The sequence below is a fragment of the Terriglobus sp. TAA 43 genome (assembly GCF_000800015.1).
Lineage (GTDB): Bacteria > Acidobacteriota > Terriglobia > Terriglobales > Acidobacteriaceae > Terriglobus.
Genome location: NZ_JUGR01000002.1, coordinates 41,122 through 58,270 on the forward strand (window position 1 = coordinate 41,122; position 17,149 = coordinate 58,270).

Annotated in this window: 10 protein-coding genes; 8 read left to right on the forward strand and 2 right to left on the reverse strand. The window is 53.9% G+C overall.

All coding sequences use genetic code 11. The features are described from left to right. The first annotated feature begins 190 nt into the window (after nt 1–190). Nucleotides 191–2,416 carry an alpha-galactosidase gene (locus M504_RS14830; RefSeq protein WP_047495172.1) on the forward strand — a complete coding sequence of 742 codons (2,226 nt, stop codon included), beginning with the start codon at nt 191–193 and terminating at the stop codon, nt 2,414–2,416. Beyond that, on the forward strand, nt 2,413–4,785 hold the full coding sequence (locus M504_RS14835) for a glycoside hydrolase N-terminal domain-containing protein (protein ID WP_084214440.1): 2,373 nt from the start codon (nt 2,413–2,415) through the stop codon (nt 4,783–4,785). Before M504_RS14830 ends, M504_RS14835 begins: the two co-directional genes overlap by 4 nt. A gap of 50 nt (nt 4,786–4,835) precedes the next feature. On the opposite strand, the gene M504_RS14840 is transcribed toward M504_RS14835, so the two are convergent. Next, a complete protein-coding gene (locus tag M504_RS14840; protein WP_047495176.1) occupies nt 4,836–6,845 on the reverse strand; it encodes a glycoside hydrolase family 97 protein in 2,010 nt (669 codons plus the stop codon). Between the two features lie 131 nt (nt 6,846–6,976). Then, nucleotides 6,977–10,429 (reverse strand): TonB-dependent receptor, encoded by a 3,453-nt coding sequence (locus tag M504_RS14845; protein ID WP_232296311.1) that lies wholly within the window; start codon nt 10,427–10,429, stop codon nt 6,977–6,979. A 951-nt stretch (nt 10,430–11,380) separates the two neighbouring features. Here M504_RS14845 and kaiC point away from each other — a divergent pair. The 6 genes from kaiC (at nt 11,381) to M504_RS14875 (ending at nt 16,951) form a co-directional block, all read left to right on the forward strand. Further along, nucleotides 11,381–12,817, forward strand: a complete 1,437-nt coding sequence (gene kaiC / locus M504_RS14850; RefSeq protein ID WP_052200879.1) for a circadian clock protein KaiC — start codon at nt 11,381–11,383, stop codon at nt 12,815–12,817. Nucleotides 12,818–12,843: 26 nt separating this feature from the next. Continuing rightward, nucleotides 12,844–13,191, forward strand: coding sequence for a circadian clock protein KaiB (gene kaiB / locus M504_RS14855; protein ID WP_047495184.1), 348 nt, complete (start codon nt 12,844–12,846; stop codon nt 13,189–13,191). A 2-nt stretch (nt 13,192–13,193) separates the two neighbouring features. Then, nucleotides 13,194–13,565, forward strand: a complete 372-nt coding sequence (locus tag M504_RS14860) for a circadian clock KaiB family protein (protein WP_084214443.1) — start codon at nt 13,194–13,196, stop codon at nt 13,563–13,565. A 7-nt stretch (nt 13,566–13,572) separates the two neighbouring features. Beyond that, the gene (locus M504_RS21460) at nt 13,573–15,573 is read left to right on the forward strand and encodes a PAS domain-containing sensor histidine kinase (protein WP_052200880.1); all 2,001 of its coding nucleotides are present in this window, start codon (nt 13,573–13,575) and stop codon (nt 15,571–15,573) included. A 427-nt stretch (nt 15,574–16,000) separates the two neighbouring features. Then, the gene (locus M504_RS14870; protein ID WP_156993884.1) at nt 16,001–16,426 is read left to right on the forward strand and encodes a hypothetical protein; all 426 of its coding nucleotides are present in this window, start codon (nt 16,001–16,003) and stop codon (nt 16,424–16,426) included. A 33-nt stretch (nt 16,427–16,459) separates the two neighbouring features. Next, the gene (locus M504_RS14875) at nt 16,460–16,951 is read left to right on the forward strand and encodes a hypothetical protein (protein ID WP_156993886.1); all 492 of its coding nucleotides are present in this window, start codon (nt 16,460–16,462) and stop codon (nt 16,949–16,951) included. The last annotated feature ends 198 nt before the right edge of the window (nt 16,952–17,149 follow it).

A 17,149-nucleotide genomic window follows, 5' to 3' on the forward strand; every position in this document is an offset into this window, starting at 1 on the left:
GTACGAACACGGACGGGCGATGAAAGACTGACACACCTATTATTCGACAGCCTACTAGCCGACACAACGCGGCGATGTCAGGCATACGCATTTTTACCTGAAAGTGGTTGTCGAGCGTTATGTTGTCGGATTATTGTGTACGTTACCGTTTTTCTTACGCAAAAAGCGGAACGACCGTACAGGAGCTTTCATGCACCGCGGATTTGTCGCTCGATTCTGCTCTTTTGCCTGCCTTGCCACTCTTGCAGCCACTGCATGTGCTCAGCGCCCAACCGACGCCATTTACGTGGACGACGTGAACCATGTCTTTCGCATTGACGCAGGAGACACGACCTATGAGTTCGGCGTGAATGAAGACAAGCGGCTCCAGACGATCTACTGGGGAGAACAGCTCTCCGAGAAAGATCATCCGCAGACTCCGAAGGCGGCTCAGGGAATGTCGTCCTTCGATTCGTCGCGGAATACCACGCCTCAGGAATTCGATGCATGGGGTGGTGGACTTTATGTCGAACCAGATCTGAAGATCACCTTCCCGGACGGCAATCGCGACCTTGACCTAGGCTACGTAAGCCATAGCATGCATGATGGTGTGCTCTCCGTGCAGATGAAAGACATTTCTCTGCCAGTGCTCGTCACTCTGCAATACAAGGTCGATGACGCAACGGGAATCGTGGGGCGTCGCGCTCTCATTGAAAACGGGACTGGCAAGCCATTCATCATAGAATCTGCGAGCTCTGCGACGTGGAACCTGCCACGCGGGAAAAACTACATTCTGCGATATCTCTCTGGCCGTTGGGCTGGGGAGTGGACAGTGAACGACCAAAATGTAAAACCAGGAAAGACAATTCTCGAAAGCCGTCGCGGGACCACCGGTGCGCAGAACAATCCGTGGTTTTCCATCCGTAAGAACGACACGACGGAAGAGAACGGCAACGTGTGGTTTGGTGGCCTGGCCTGGAGTGGTTCGTGGCAGATCGCGGTGGAACAGGATGCCGTACAACAAGTGCGCGTCACCGGCGGTTACAACCCCTTCGACTTCGGTTATCACCTTAAGGCAGGCGCAACACTGGAAACACCATGGTTCTACGCGGGTCATACCTCACACGGACTGGGCGATGCATCACGAAGAATGCACCGTCTTGAGATGGATACGCTGGTTCCTCATGCACCGCACGAGAAGCTGAGACCGGTGCTGTACAACTCGTGGGAAACAACCGAATTCAAGGTGAACGAAGCCGGACAGGAAGTACTTGCGGAGAAAGCTGCAGCCATAGGAGCGGAACGCTTCGTGATGGACGATGGGTGGTTCGGTGCGCGCAACAACGATCATGCCGGACTGGGTGATTGGACAGTGAACTCGCAGAAATTTCCCAACGGCCTGAAACCGCTGATCGACAAGGTTCATTCTCTGCACATGGATTTTGGGCTGTGGGTTGAGCCAGAGATGGTGAATCCCGATAGCGATTTGTATCGCAAGCATCCTGATTGGGCGTTGAACTTTACTGGACGCCCACGTACAGAGGGCCGCAACCAGCTTGTGCTGAATCTTGCACGCGAAGACGTGCGGCAGTATGTCTTCACATTTCTCGACAAACTGCTTACAGAAAATGATATTGCCTTCCTTAAGTGGGATTACAACCGCAATTGGTCCGAGCCCGGCTGGCCCGCTGTTGCTCCAGAGGAACAGAAGAATGTCTATGTGGACTTCATTCACAACTTTTATGGCATTCTCACGGAACTAAGGAAGAAGCATCCAAATGTCGAGATCGAATCGTGCTCCGGCGGTGGCAGTCGCGTGGATCTAGGAGTGATTGGCTTAACTGATGAAGTCTGGCCTTCCGACAACACTGATGCTTTCGACCGTCTGCGAGTTCAGAATGGATTCACCCAAGCCTACGCTCCGGGCATCATGATGGCCTGGGTTACGGATTCGCCCACGTGGGTAAACCAACGCACACTGTCGCTACCCTATCGTTTCCTGTCTTCGATGCAGGGTTCGCTTGGCATTGGCGCGAACCTTACGAAGTTCACTACAGAAGAGTTGAACACCTCGCAGAAGATGATCGCAGAGTATAAGAACATCCGCGAGACTGTGCAGCGAGGTGACCTTTATCGTTTGGCATTTCCAACGGATGGCAGCGAAGAATCCGTGACCGAATCCGTGTCGCGCGACAAGCAGCAGGCGGTTCTCTTCACTTTCTTGCATTCGAGCGCGGAACTCTATCCTTATCCGCGCGTCTTTCTTCGTGGCCTGGATCCGGATCGTGTTTATAGCCTTCGTTCGATCTATGGCAAAACCAGCGTTGACACGGCTGCATCGGCAACGGGTTCATACTGGATGCATCGTGGAATCGACATTGAGCTGCGTGGTGACTTTCAAGCGGCTGCATTTGTGTTGCAAGGAGTAAGCCATTGAGTACGCGCCGCGAATTCATTGCAGGCGCTGCGGCTACGGCCGCAATTGCCACTGGTAAGCCGTTTCACGCGTCAGCATCATCCAACGCAAACACAGCAACTACCCTTTGGTACAGCCAGGAAGCAAAACAGTGGCTGGAGGCTTTGCCGCTGGGCAATGGCAATCAAGGCGCCATGATCTTTGGCGGAGTAACACAGGAGAGGCTTGCACTTTCCGACTCCACTGCTTGGTCCGGGGCTCCTAACGAGCATTCCGTCAATCCAGAAGCGAAAGCGCATATTGCTGAGATCCGGCAGCTGCTGTTTGATGGAAAATATGTCGAAGCGACGCAGCTAAGTCGCAAATATGTCGCAGGCCACGCCACGAACTTTGGCACGAACCTGCCGCTTCCCGATGTGTTAATCGACTTCGAATCGCCGTCTCATCCCATTACGGATTACCACCGTACGCTCACTCTGGATGACGCCGTGGCAGAAGTATCCTTCCGATCTGGAGGACAGAGTCACTCGCGAGAAGCATTTGCATCGCATGCTCACAGGCTGATTGCCTATCGCATTGCGCATCCTAGCTCGTTCCGTGTTCACTTTGCCGCGTCACAACTTCCGTTTACGGTGCACACCGAAGGCAATCGTTTGGTCTTGCTGGGCAGGGCGGTTGAAACCAAGCATAGCGACGGAAAGTCTGGCGTTAATTTCGAAATCCATGTGGAAGTCATCACGCAAGACGGACATACCGAACCTAACACCAATGGCATAACGGTCAAGAAAGCCCGTACTGCAACCATCCTTATCGCGATCGCAACATCCTTCCGTGGCAACGATCCAAACGCAGCCTGCCGACAAACTCTGACAACCGCGCGCAGCTTGTCATACGAGAAGCTGAAAGAAGCGCACATCGCAGATTATGCCCCGCTCTTCCGAAGAATGTCGTTTAGCTTGGGCAGCGATTCAAATGAGAACACGCCCACGGATATGCGGATCAGCAATGTGAAGAAGGGTGCAAGCGATCCTGGATTGCATGCACTCTTCTTTCAATTTGGGCGTTATCTCACAATCGCTGGATCACGTGCTGACTCACATCTTCCGCTGGCTCTGCAGGGCATCTGGAATGACGGCCTCGCTGCTGCGATGGGGTGGACCGATGACTTCCACCTGGATATCAACACAGAACAGAATTACTGGGCCGCGGAAGTCTGCAACTTATCAGAGTGCCAGACGCCGCTCTTCCGCTTCCTTGAGTTCCTGCGCATCGCAGGTCAGAAGCCAGCAAGAGAGATGTATGACGCTCCTGGCTGGATTGCACATACCGTTGCCAACCCTTGGGGCTACACTGCTCCGGGCGATGTGGGATGGGGTAATTTCCCGGTTGCAGGTGTCTGGCTTTCGTTGCAGATGTGGGAACACTATCGCTTCACGAACGACAAAGTGTTCCTGCGGCAAACAGCCTTTCCTATCTTTCGCGACGCCGCCGAATTTTTCCTAGCATATATGGCTACAGAGCCAACGCATGGATGGCTGGTAACAGGACCATCTGAATCGCCAGAAAACGCATTCAAAGATCCGCGCGGCGGCAACGCCAGTGAAAGCATGATGCCCGCTGTGGATCGGGTGATGACGTTCGCGCTCTTCGATATCTGCGAGCAGACATGCAAAGCTCTTAACTCCGATATGCCACTCGCCGATCGGGTAAAGACGGCGAAGGCAAAACTACCTCCACTCCAAATTGGCAGCCATGGTCAATTGCAAGAATGGCTGAAGGACGTTGAGGATGCCTATCCGAATCATCGCCACACCTCTCAACTGACCTCTCTCTATCCCGAATCACAAGTCGATGTCCGAACTACTCCCACCCTGGCACATGCAGCGGAGATAACAATTCAACGCCGCGTCGCGGCACCAGACTGGGAACAGACGGAATGGGGTCGCGCCAATTTCATGGCGTTCTATGCTCGGCTGTTGAAGGGTGATGAGTCAGTTCACTATCTTAACGATTTGCTCTCTCATGCCACGGGCAATAACCTGCTCACCTTCTCTCAGGGTGGCGTTGCTGGAGCAGAGCAAAACATTTTCGCAATCGATGGCAATACCGGTGGAACAGCTGCAATTGCAGAGATGCTGGTGCAATCGCAACGAGGCGAAATTGAACTTCTGCCTGCTCTGCCAGACGCATGGCCCAATGGCGAAGTGCGAGGCCTGTGCGCACGTGGAGGTTATACCGTCGACATTGCATGGCAGAACGGCGTGCTGATCCACGCAGCCGTTCGCAGCCGCTTTTCTGGAGCTATCCCCGTTCGCTATCGTGACTCAGTGAAATCGTTCAACATGGCGGCAAACGAGACGCTACGACTGCGTCCCACGATGTTCAAGTAACAGCAAAGCGCGGCCCTAAAGCCGCGCTTTGCTGTCGTGGCACTCTAACTTCACTTTGCAGGAAGGAAGCGTATTGCCGCTCCGCCACCTGGCGCAAGGTTCAGATTGAGCGTCGAATTCGATGTGACGGAAGCCTTCCGTATGCTCACATGCTTTGGTTGCGTTGACGCATCGGCGCCATCTTCGTACACCTCAGCCGTATAGTTGCCGTTGCCAAGAAACTTCAGTGGCACCTTCAGCTCTCGCGGTGTCCAGTTGGTCGTGCTGCCCAGATACCACTCGTTGCCGTGACGTCGCGCAACGATAGAGTATTCGCCAACATCTCCACCTAGAACGCGAGTTTCATCCCACGTTGTGGGAACATCCTTCAAAAACTGGAACGCGGCAGCGGCTTCGCCTTCATAGTTTTGTGGGCTGTCGGACACCATCGGGACAGGGTTTTCATACACGACATACAACGCAAGCTGCTGCGCACGCGTTCCCATCACCTGAGGCGATGCATTGCGCGCAACAAAGCTGGCTTCTGTCTGGCTGTCAAATGCGCCCGCCGTGTAGTCCAAAGGACCAGCGAGCGCTCGTGTCCATGCAAAGACTGAACGATCCACAGGGCTGTCGCGCCGGCCTACCTTGTTGTTCTCGAGTCCCAGTACTGCCTCATAGCTCATCACGTTGGGATAGGTGCGCATAATGCCCCACGGCGTATGACATCCATGAAAATCCACCATCAGATGGTGAGCGGCTGCTTCGCGCGCCACGTCGTAGAAGAACTGAATACCTTCCTGATCGTCACGATTGACAAAGTCAATCTTCATCCCAGCGACGCCCCACTTCTCATACAACGGAAAGGCTTCCTTCATCTGTTCCATCACTGCAGTGGAGTAGAGCCAAATCCACACCTTCACGTGCTTCGTCGCAGCGTACTTCACCAGTTCTGGAATATCGACTTTTCCATTCATCTTGGTGATGTCACCACCAGACCATCCCGCATCCAGAAAAAAGTAGGGGAAGCCAGACTTCGCCGCAAAGTCCACGTAATACTTCATCGTCTCCGTAGTGAACTGCGAATTACCGGATTCGCCTTTCGCGTTCACGTTATCAACCCACCAGTTCCACGAAGCCTTGCCTGGCCGGATCCAGCTTGTATCCTTCACACGGCTGGGTGGATTCAAATCTGTTTGCAGATTGCTCTCCAGCAGTTCTCCCGGCGTATCAGCGATACCAAGCACACGCCACGCGGAATGATGCGGTAGCGTTCCGGTAACAGCAAACGACGGATCATCCCACCGCGGTGATAACTTGACGCGCAACATATGTCCTGCCCAGTTCCCAGTCGGATTCGTAACATAGGCGGAGCTGTTCCCTTCCAGATCAGCTTCCATCAATGAAATCCATGCGTCACCCGGTTGGTGCAGCAACGTAGGCATGCCGATAAGGAAGTGGCTGGAAACTCCACCCTGATTGCTCAACGCGGATAGATTGTAGCGGACATATTCGCTTTCGTAGCTGGATCGATAATTCGGCAGCGCCAGTACCCACGCAGTATCGTCCTGGCTAAAGCGAAACTCTGTCTCTTCATCCCGCAGACGAAGTTCTGTATTGCCACGCGGCGGAGCAGGAAGCAGATAGCGGAAAGCAATACCGCTGTTGTATGCGCTCGCCTCCACAACAAGACTGCGGCCACGCCCGTTCGAACCGGGTTCTCTCAACGTCAGCGAAAGTGCGTTATAGGCATCGTGAACATGGCTCACCTTTGAAAACATGAGCGGATAGTCATCGATCCCACTCGATGTCTTTGCATCCTCAATTGTTATGTTCTCTCCCAACGAAAGCTGATCATCCAGTGCAAGCCCCATTGCGGAAGCATCGATGATTGGCTTGCCCTTGAATGTAACGGAGTACTGCAACTGTCCGCTTCCCTGCGTTGAAAGCGGCTTCGATGTGTTTACGGAAAACGTCATCACCAATCGCCCATCGGGCGACTGCAAACGATTGTCCTGGGCATGCGTCTGCTGTACCACCCCCAAGGTAAATAATCCAATCAAGATCCAGTGTTTCGTCATTGCGTGTCCTCTCACGTTACGCAGTTGCTATATGAAGTCGGAGCAGTTGCAGAAACTGACTTGCATTCCACCTCAAAGAAAGGACAGAACGTAACTCGTTACGTTCTGTCCCAAGTTGGAGGTACTCCTGCTTAGAAGTAGAACTTCGCAGCAAGCTGGATAAAGCGAGCATCCGGTGTGTTTGCACCGAAGTTCTTGGGACCGTCAATACGGCCGCCTGATACCGGATCATCGTTCTGCACACCGGGGTTGCCCCAGGTTGGGTGGTTGAATACGTTGAAGATATCGGCGCGCAACTGGAGGCTCTGCTCTCGCCAGATGGTGAAATTCTTGAACAGCGATACGTCATTGCGCCAGTAGCCAGGGCCATAGACGATGTTCTGCTTGCCTCCAAGGAACTGCGCCACCAAGTTGGGATCGGTAACGCCTGACGCATAACGGCAGGCCACACCATTCTGCACCGCACCAACAGGTGAACCCGGCGCGCAGATCAGATTGCCAGCGTTCAGCATTCCCATCGGCTCGGCCAGCGAACATGGGTTATACCAATGCGCCTTGGTTTTCACCTGCGTTGGGCATGGCGTGCTGCTGCTTCCCAACGTTCCAGGAATGCCCGGATCTCCTGTGCGGAACGCATCGGTAACCAGTACCGGGCGAGAACCTGCACCAGCGACATTCGATGTAGTTGTTCCCATACCGAAAGGCGTTCCCCCCTGTGCAGTAAAGGTGTCGCTGATCTCCCATCCCCCAAGTACGAGATCCACTGCACGGTTGCTCTTCATGTACTTCCGTCCACGTCCGAATGGAAGCTCGTAGTGACCATTCAGCGTGACGCGGTTGCGCACGTCGTACGACGAGTTGGTGTATTCGAACTTAGGACCACCAAGCAGGTAGTACGTGCGGGTACCAACTGCCGTGGATAGACCGCCCGAAGAACTGGTGTTGTCCATCGCATGGCCCCAGGTATAAGTGGCCAGGAAGTTCAACCCGTCAGAAAATCGCTTTTCCAGTTTGGCCTGCAAAGAGTTGTAACTGCTGTAGCCGGTGTACACCGTTGCACCAATACCGCCCAACGTTGGGAAGGGTTGATACGGCTGTGTATTCAATCCCGCTTGATAGAGCGCGACATTGGAGTTTTGCGCGAAATAAGTTGTCAGGTGACGAGACTCGTTGCCAACATACGCAATGGAGCTAACCAGGTTATTCGATAATGCGTGCTGTACTGACAGGCTGTAATTCTGGGTATATGGCGTATTCAGGTTTGCAGGTGTCGAATGGAATCCCGGGAAACCTGTTGCCGCGGTAACGGGCGTCAATGTCGGCAATCCCGTTTCCAATGTGTAGGGGAACGGTGTAGAACAGTTTCCTGCAGTGCAACTTTGTTCAGGGAAGCTCTGGGAGAGGCTATACGGATAGTTTGCGCCCAGGTTTCCATTGCCATTGCTTTCCAGCCCACCGTAGAAGATACCGATACCGCCACGTAGAACGGTCTTATCGTTCGCCTTATATGAGAATCCAAACCGGGGAGCGAAGTTCGTCTTTTGCGAACTGACCAAGCGGTTATTTCCCAGATACTGAATCTGCACATTGTTTGCAGCCAGTGTATTGATGAATGCCGGTGCCAGCGTCACACTCTTCTGTGACGTTGGCAACTGGAATACGCCAGCTCCAGTTCCCGCTCCAACTGCTGTGGGAATGAAGTTTGCCTGACGATCCCGCGACTCCGCCAGAGGCTGATAGAAGTCCCAGCGCAAGCCGATGTTAAGGGTTAGGTTCGGTGTGAGACGCCAGTCGTCCTGCGCGTAGGCGGAGTTGTACCACTGTTGATCATGAATGCCTGGAGCATTCGTAATATAGGCGCTCGCCACGCGACTGGAAAGGAAATCCGCGACACCGGAGCTTAAAGAAGTTCCCGGGATCTTCGTGTAGTGACCGTTGAAGGTGAAGTTGCCTCGAGGGCTATCCGCATAGGTGTAATAGAAACGAACATTCTGGAATGCCACACCGAACTTCATGGAGTGCTTGCCCTTGAGATAGGTCAGGTTATCCAGAATCTGATACACGTTCTGTGATTCGCGCGATGTGCCCGTGGAACCGAATTGCGATAAGCCAACAGCGCCACCGATCTGCACCAGCGGCAGACCACAGAATCCCGGGACGCACGGAACGTTGCCGAAGCCCAGCGAGCTGGCGATAGTTCCATTGAAACCGTTCGGCGTATCGAAGTTGAAGACGCCCCAGTTGTAGCCAAACCGGAATTCGTTGATCAACGACGGCGTGAAGGTATGCGTATAAGATCCCATGCCGTTTTCAGCAAGATTGCTCTGGATATATCCACCGTAGCCGCTACCGTCAAGAACGGGACCAAGAGGAAGTGCACTCTTCACGATCTGATGGACATAGCTGAAGCGTCCGTACAGCAGATCTTTGGGGCTAGCGTTCCAGTCCACACGCTGATCAAACTGTGTTGTGCTATCCAGGCGGGGAACATTCTGCACATAGTTCTGTTGAAGTCCCGATCCGTTGTTCGGAGTGGGATACATATTCAAAATCTTCAACGCGTTCTGATCGATATCTGCGGCGCACATTACGTTTTCTGCGTTCCCACATGGAGCCCCCAAAGGTACCGACCCATTGGTGTTCGGTTGCTTCAAGTGAATCGGCTGGTTGAAGCCACTCACGGTTGGATTCAACAACTCCGTGAAGTTACCCTGTCTCTCCAACGCAGATGGCACATTAAGGCGGTTCACCTGCGCATTGGTAATACGGTTTGCCTCAACGTCGCCGAAGTAGAACAGCTTGTTTTTGATCAGCGGGAACCCGATCGTTGCACCGAACTGGTTCTGATGAAAGCGCGGAACGGAAAGTGCATTCCAGTCCTTCGCATTCATCTTGTCGCTACGGAAGTATTCCCAGAAATTCCCATGAATCTGGTTCGTTCCGGACTTGATGCTGGCGTTCATGACAGCGCCGGCGGAGTGTCCAAACTCCGCGGAATAGTTGCTGGTCTGGATGTTGAACTCAGCCAAAGCATCCGGTGGCGGACGCTGCACAAAAGTGGAACCGTTGAGAAAGTCCACCAGGTTTGTGTTGTTATCAACGCCGTCAAGAATGAAGTTGTTCTGCGTAGCACGCTGTCCGTTGGCAATGAAATCTCCCTTACCCGATCCGCGCGTATTGCCAAGCGAAGGAGTAACTCCGTTCGTCAGCTGTGCAATGAATACCCAGTTGCGACCATTGAGGGGTGTTTCATTGATTGTTTTAGCTTCGACAACCTGGCCGACGGCACCTGTTTGCGTCTCGAGAAGTGGAGGAGCCGTTGAAACTGTCACTGTCTCGGACGCTCCGCCAACCTTCAAAGACAGATTGACCGCAACGCGAGCCTGAATATCCACCTTGATGTTCTGTTGTGTGGTCGTCGCAAATCCGGCAGCAGCTGCAGTGATGGAATAACTGCCGATCTTTACCGGTTGGAAGGTATAAAGCCCCGCCGAATTTGTCGTTTGTGTGAGCGCAAGTCCGGTATCAACAGCGGTCAGAGTGACCGTTGCACCAGGAACGACGCGGCCTTCGGAATCGTACACGATTCCCGTAACTGCTCCTTGGTCGACCTGGGCCAAGAGTCTTCCCCCAGGAAGGAAGAGCACTAAAAAAGCGAGCAACAGGCCCAAAAACCGAGCCTCTGTCGCACCACGCCTCTGAGTTTTCATTGTTTGCATGTTGGCCTCTCAAAAATGGCCACCTGCGCGTCCCGGTAACCACTCACAGCCGAAAAACGTATACGTTACCGCAACATAGTGTCAACAAGAATCAATAAATCCTTAAAATAGCCCGATATTTAGTATTTCCTAGCCGTGTACGATAACGTTTTTGAAAACACGTCACCATTGTTACCCATGGAAGCCAGGGATTATGACATGTGGGGAGACGTGTTTTTGCGATAGGGAGTGGCCCCGTGCCGCGCAGAATCTGCTCCCGACGCTCGGGCTTCAAATATGCTGAGTGATCGGAGAGCCGGGACTTGGATCCGCGCTCGTTGGCAGCGACACAGGACGTCGGCCAAAATCGAGAGATTGTTTCAGACGGTCCAAGGTTATAGGCTGATCCTCCGTTCAGCGGAACACAAACACAATTAGGGGTTCGTCATCCCAGTGGCACTCGCATCTGGAACGCTGCCATTGGAGGCGCATCTGGCATTGGTGTCTGTGACGGGCGGCAGGCCACTAGAGCGAGCTTGGAATTTGCATTCTCGGTAGTTGGTCAGTTCTAAAGATCGACGAACAAGCCACACGACGCCATCGATTGGAAGAGCCAACTCGTATCACAGTCCTGAAGAACATCCCCCACAAGCCCGCCAAGTATCCCCCCTTCGGTTTGAAGGATGTGGATGGCAGTAGAAAACACCACAGCATTGTCGAAAGCTACGTTGCTGAAACTCTCACAACTAATCGTTCGGCAAGTACAATCATTTTTTGGAAGTTTCCCCAGCGCATTCCTTCCGCTCGATGACATACCGTACTCCTGAGAACTTACCTATGCCTTCTGCTTTAGCCACCATTCAAAAGACCCCGACCGGAATCGAAGGTCTGGACGAGATCACCGCGGGTGGCCTGCCCACCGGCAGAACTTCCCTGATTTGCGGTAGCGCCGGTTCGGGCAAGACTGTGATGGCGCTTGAATTCTTGGTGCATGGCGCCAAAGACTTCGACGAACCCGGTGTCTTCATGGCCTTCGAAGAGACCGAGCACGAATTGACGCAGAACATCGCATCATTTGGCTACGACCTCGAAGAACTTGAGAAGGCTGGCAAGATCTCCATCGATCACGTGTTCATCGAACGCAGCGAGATCGAAGAGACTGGGGAATACGACCTCGAAGGTCTTTTCATCCGACTGGAGAGTGCGGCCAATGCAATCGGAGCGAAGCGCGTGGTGCTCGACACCCTCGAGGTGCTCTTCGCTGGCCTGACGAATCAGTCGTTGATCCGATCCGAGCTGCGCCGTCTCTTCCGCTGGCTGAAAGACAAAGGTCTGACGGCTATCGTTACCGGTGAACGGGGCGAGGGTCAGCTCACACGGTATGGCCTTGAAGAATACGTCGCAGACTGCGTCATTCTTCTCGACCATCGCGTGAACGACCAGATTTCAACGCGTCGTTTGCGAATCGTGAAGTACCGCGGAAGCGCGCATGGCACGGATGAATATCCGTTCCTCATGAGCGGCACGGGGATTTCGGTACTTCCCCTGACGTCGGTTGGCTTGACCCACGGAGCTTCCGAGAAGCGTATCTCTTCCGGGATCACCGCTCTCGATGACATGCTCGGCGGAGGGAAAGGATTCTTCCGGGGCAGCAGCATTTTAGTATCCGGCACACCGGGAACGGGTAAGACAAGCATCGCCTTGTCGTTTCTCAAAGCGGCGTGTGACCGGGGAGAAAAGACACTTTACTTTGGCTTTGAAGAGTCGAAGGACCAAATCATACGGAATACAGCGTCCATCGGTCTTGATCTCCGCCCGGCAGCCGAGAGTGGCCAGCTCCACTTTCATACGGTTCGACCGAGCAATCTTGGTTTGGAAGCACACCTTGCTTCTATGCACCAGATCATCAAAGACGTGAACCCAACCGTCGTCGTTGTCGACCCCATTTCCAATTTCATCAGCACCGCTGATCAGAGTGGCGTGAAGTCAATGCTGATCCGACTGGTCGACTTCCTAAAGATGAAACAGATCACGGCCATGTTCACGCATTTGACCCCAATGGGTGTTTTAGGAGAACGCAGCGACGAGAATGTTTCTTCCATTATGGATACCTGGATTTTGTTGCGCGATCTTGAGCATGAGGGCCAGCGCACCTATGGGCTATATGTGCTCAAGTCTCGTGGCATGTCCCACTCACATGAACTTCGGTCGTTCATATTGAGCGATAGCGGCATCCAACTGGGTGAAGTGTACGGGAAACGACGTCTCTCATAGCGCCCCATGAAGCGCGGAAGGTATCCATGACGCCCAGAGCGCCACGAACGGATCAAATAGCAGAGCCAGAGGACAAGAGCAAGACGTGGCTCCTTCGTCTTTATGTCGCGGGGCAAACCGCGAAGTCCATTGCGGCCTTTACGAACCTGAAGCGCATCTGTGAGACCCATCTCAAGGGTCTCTATCAGATCGAGGTTGTCGATCTCCTGGTTAGCCCGCAACTCGCGAAGGGCGATCAGATCGTCGCTGTTCCGACCTTGGTTCGCCAGCTTCCCCCACCGGTGAAGAAGATCATTGGCGATCTCGCCAAAGAAGAACGGGTCCTGATTGGACTTGATCTCAAATCGGCGCAGGCCGATGGCGGCAGAGATTAACGATGCCTAACCCAGCTGGCGATTCCCACGACGAGGATGTTGAAGGAGAGATTGCGAGCCAGACGCTGCGCGAGTTTGAGGCTTTGGTTGCGGATTTGTCTCAGCCGAAGTACGTTTTCCGGCTCTACGTCGCTGGAAACAGCAACCGGTCCCGTCAAGCGATCACGAACGTCCGCGAAATCTGTGAACGCTATCTCGCCGGCAACTACGAGTTGGATGTCGTGGACGTCTATCAGCAGCCGGAAGTCACGAAGCACGCTGATGTAATCGCTCTTCCCACCTTGATCAAAGAATTACCCTTTCCTCCGAAAAAGTTCGTTGGCGATATGTCCGACACCGAGCGAATCGTTGTGGGCCTGAAGCTGAGGAGCTGAAGAAACGATGCCGACAGAACACCCAAACGAAATCTCACCGCAGGAAGTTGAACAGCTTCATGCGAGGATCGCGGAACTCGAGAACGAGTTAGCCGATTCGCAGGAAGTGATCGCGGCGATACGTTCAGGCGAAGTGGATGCCGTTGTTGTGTCTGGCCCTGATGGAGAGCAGGTGTTCACGCTCCGTGGTGCCGAAGCGGCTTATCGCGAATTGGTCGAGGCAATGAATGAAGGCGCCGCCACGATTTCGGCTGATCGCACTCTCTTGTACTGTAATCAGCAACTCGCATCGTTGCTCGATATCCCGCTCGATCAGATCATGGGACGTCGCCTCGACGAATTCCTGGATGCTGACGCAATGTCCGTGACTCAGGCCCTTATTGCCCGTGCACTCGTTGGAATCCCTGGCAAAGCAGAGCTGAACCTGCGATCGCTGGATGGTCACCTTGTACCGATTCAGCTCTCCGTAAGCAAGATGAAGATCGAAGAACCAACGGCGCTATGTCTTGTGGCAAGTGATCTGACGGAGTCGAAGAGGTGGGAAGCATTAGTGGCTGCAGGCAAGCTGACCCAGTCCATCCTTGAGAGCTCCGCCGAGGGAATCGTCGTCTGCGATCGCCACGGGTACATACAATCCATCAATAGTTTGTTGAAGACGATGTCCGGTCGAAACCCGCTTCTCGAACATTTCGATGAAGCGTTTCCTCTCCTGATGGAGAAAAAGGCAGGCCCAGAGTTTCCTTTCCGGATCGCAATGGCGTTGCACGATTCCGTGCAATCACAGGAAGTTCGCTACCGCGCATCGGATGGTTCTGATCGGTATCTCCTCCTGAGTTCTGGCCAGATATCAAACGAAGAAGGGGCCGCAGGTTGTGTGCTGACCCTGACCGATATCACCGCGCGTAAGAAGGGAGAACAATCCCGCTTGGCGAGCGAACAGAGGCTTCGAACGGCGGCGGAAATTGCAAACCTCGGAAGCTGGGACCTCGATCTCTTGTCGGGACGAATGATCTGCTCGGATCAATGCAAGAAGAACTATGGTTGGCCTCTCGATCGAGACTTCAATTATGCGGATCTACGGGCGGCCATTCATCCCGAAGATGAACTCTTCGTGGCGGAGGTCGTGGCGCAGGCCATCGCAAGTCGTGAACTCTACCGCGCGGAGTACAGAAATGTCTGGCCCGATGGGTCCATTCATTGGGTGGTTGCCGCCGGTCGAGCGCAGTACGACGATGCAGGGACGCCTGTGAGCATGGCGGGGTTCACTCTCGATGTGACGGACCGCCACAAAGCCCAGGAAGCACTGCTGCAATCGGAGAAACTCGCGGCCGTGGGACGACTGGCATCCTCCATTGCCCATGAGATCAACAACCCGTTGGAGTCCGTGACTAATCTGCTGTACATCGCACATGGCTCGGATGACCTGGGTGCGATCAAGGAACATCTCACGCTCGCTGACCTTGAATTGCGTAGAGTTGCCGCGATCACGAACCAAACACTCCGGTTTCATCGTCAGTCCGGCAGGACCAAGGAAGTGACTAGCGGCGAGTTGTTCGATAGTGTCTTGTCGATCTTCCAAAGGCGTCTTGAGAATAGTAGCGTCCAAGTTCGTGTCCAAACACGATCGACAGGTACGATCCGCTGCCTAGATGGTGAGATCCGACAGGTGCTCACAAACCTGGTGAGCAATGCCATCGATGCCATGCAGCCTGGCGGGTGCATGCTCGTCCGCAGCCGAGATGGACATCGGGGTCCGATCAGAGGCATCTGGCTCACCATAGCCGACAACGGATCCGGTATGTCTACGGAGGTTCGCGACAAAGTGTTCGACGCCTTCTATTCCACCAAAGGGATCAACGGTACAGGACTCGGACTCTGGATCAGCCAAGAGATCGTCCAACGGCACGGAGGTCGCCTCATCTTTCGAACAGATACCTCGTCGACCAAACACGGCTGCGTGTTTTCTCTCTTCCTCCCCTGCGAAAGCCCGTTAGACGCTGCACGTTGACCTCGATTTCTCCTTTCGATAACGCCCAACAACTTATGGCGACCCCAGGGGCTACGCGGCATTACGACCGGTTTGGAATTTCAAGGCTCATTCCACCACCAGGCATCACGACTTGCCGCCCAATCGGAACACGCTATGATCGACACCATGCGAACGAAGGGTCTTGCATTCGCTATGAGACATTGGGGCATCGGTTTCATGTTTGTCCTTGCCTTGGCAACTGGCTTTGCGCAAAGTGCTACGACGGCTCCGCCGCAGTCACCACCCACTCCGAGTCCCACAAGATCGTATGACGGAGTCCTACGAAATCTACTCAAAGCTTCTACCCGGGAGAGAAATTGAGTGGGGTAACGTACCTCGAGCATTTTGGTTACTCGAGAACACAACGAAAGCCTTGCCGCTGGATAGCTCCTGCAAGACCGCTGGCATGATGAACCCTCATGTGGCTGTTCGGTCTCCCGAGCCTCGACAAGCAGACTTCGCCGAAGTGTTGGCCGACTACGATGCTCACTGCCATGATCGCTATCAACTCGAAGCAACGGAATTTCGTTTGAAGGTGCCGGTTCATCTTTTGGACGAAGACGCTCAGAACCGATATAGGAGACAGGTTGCGGGTTATCTGCCACCTAAGAACAACATCATGCAGGCGCCACCAACTCCAGACGAGTTCAAAGGAGCGGCTGGCTTGCACAGCTTTACGGCTGTCTACTTCAATCGCGCACACACGTTAGCCATGACCGAGATTGGTATGTACTGCGGTGGGCTTTGCGGGAATTGGCGTTGGGTCGTCCTGGAGCGCAGCGACGGCTCCTGGAAAATCCTGCCCTGGGCAACGATGTCCGCGATTTCATGAGGCTCTGATACCAAGAAGAGGAGAATTTGCAATATGCGTGTCCAGCTATTTTCAGCGGCGGTCGTAATGGCCCTAGGTCCCGTCATGATGCATGCCCAGGGGCGCGATGTCCCCGTACCGTCAAACTGTTCTCCTCAGGTCAATACAAAACTGCAGACCATGATTCAGGAACATCCGAAGGGATACGTTGAGAACGTCATGGCGTGCGGCATCTCTGCGGGCACTCGTGTGAACAGTGGTGGCAAACATGGTTCTCACCACATCATCACCCTGAATGTAACGCTCCCCGATGGACAGGCGGCAAAGATTCAGATTGCCATTAACGACAGTCTTGACGGCGTTGTATCTGCGAAGCCTGGAGACTCGGTGTTCGCCTACGGGGAGGGCTATACCACTAGCGGACTCTGGGTTGCAGGCATCCATGACGTGCACTGTTCCACACACCCCACCGCGGATAATGGCTGGGTTGTGGTGAACGGGAATAAGACGCCGAAATCATGCCCAACGCGACGATCTCGAAACTAGCAGCCTATGCTGCAACAGCCATCAACGGACGCCACTTTATGGAGTGGACTGACTGCCACCTCTTAAACGCCCTGACACCAACGAATCCAGACACGATTTTCGACTTTGACTGATCGTCTCCATCATCGGAGATCGTCTCATGTAGGTCAGCCGTAACCTTGAAGACATCCGCGACGCGCAGCTTGTCCGAACCTCGTT

Coding starts and splice junctions, on each gene's coding strand:
- M504_RS21460 (WP_052200880.1), top strand. CDS start 13,573: ATGCCGACAGAACACCCAAACGAAATCTCACCGCAGGAAGTTGAACAG.
- M504_RS14830 (WP_047495172.1), top strand. CDS start 191: ATGCACCGCGGATTTGTCGCTCGATTCTGCTCTTTTGCCTGCCTTGCC.
- kaiB (WP_047495184.1), top strand. CDS start 12,844: ATGACGCCCAGAGCGCCACGAACGGATCAAATAGCAGAGCCAGAGGAC.
- kaiC (WP_052200879.1), top strand. CDS start 11,381: ATGCCTTCTGCTTTAGCCACCATTCAAAAGACCCCGACCGGAATCGAA.
- M504_RS14860 (WP_084214443.1), top strand. CDS start 13,194: ATGCCTAACCCAGCTGGCGATTCCCACGACGAGGATGTTGAAGGAGAG.
- M504_RS14840 (WP_047495176.1), bottom strand. CDS start 6,845: ATGACGAAACACTGGATCTTGATTGGATTATTTACCTTGGGGGTGGTA.
- M504_RS14875 (WP_156993886.1), top strand. CDS start 16,460: ATGCGTGTCCAGCTATTTTCAGCGGCGGTCGTAATGGCCCTAGGTCCC.
- M504_RS14870 (WP_156993884.1), top strand. CDS start 16,001: ATGATGAACCCTCATGTGGCTGTTCGGTCTCCCGAGCCTCGACAAGCA.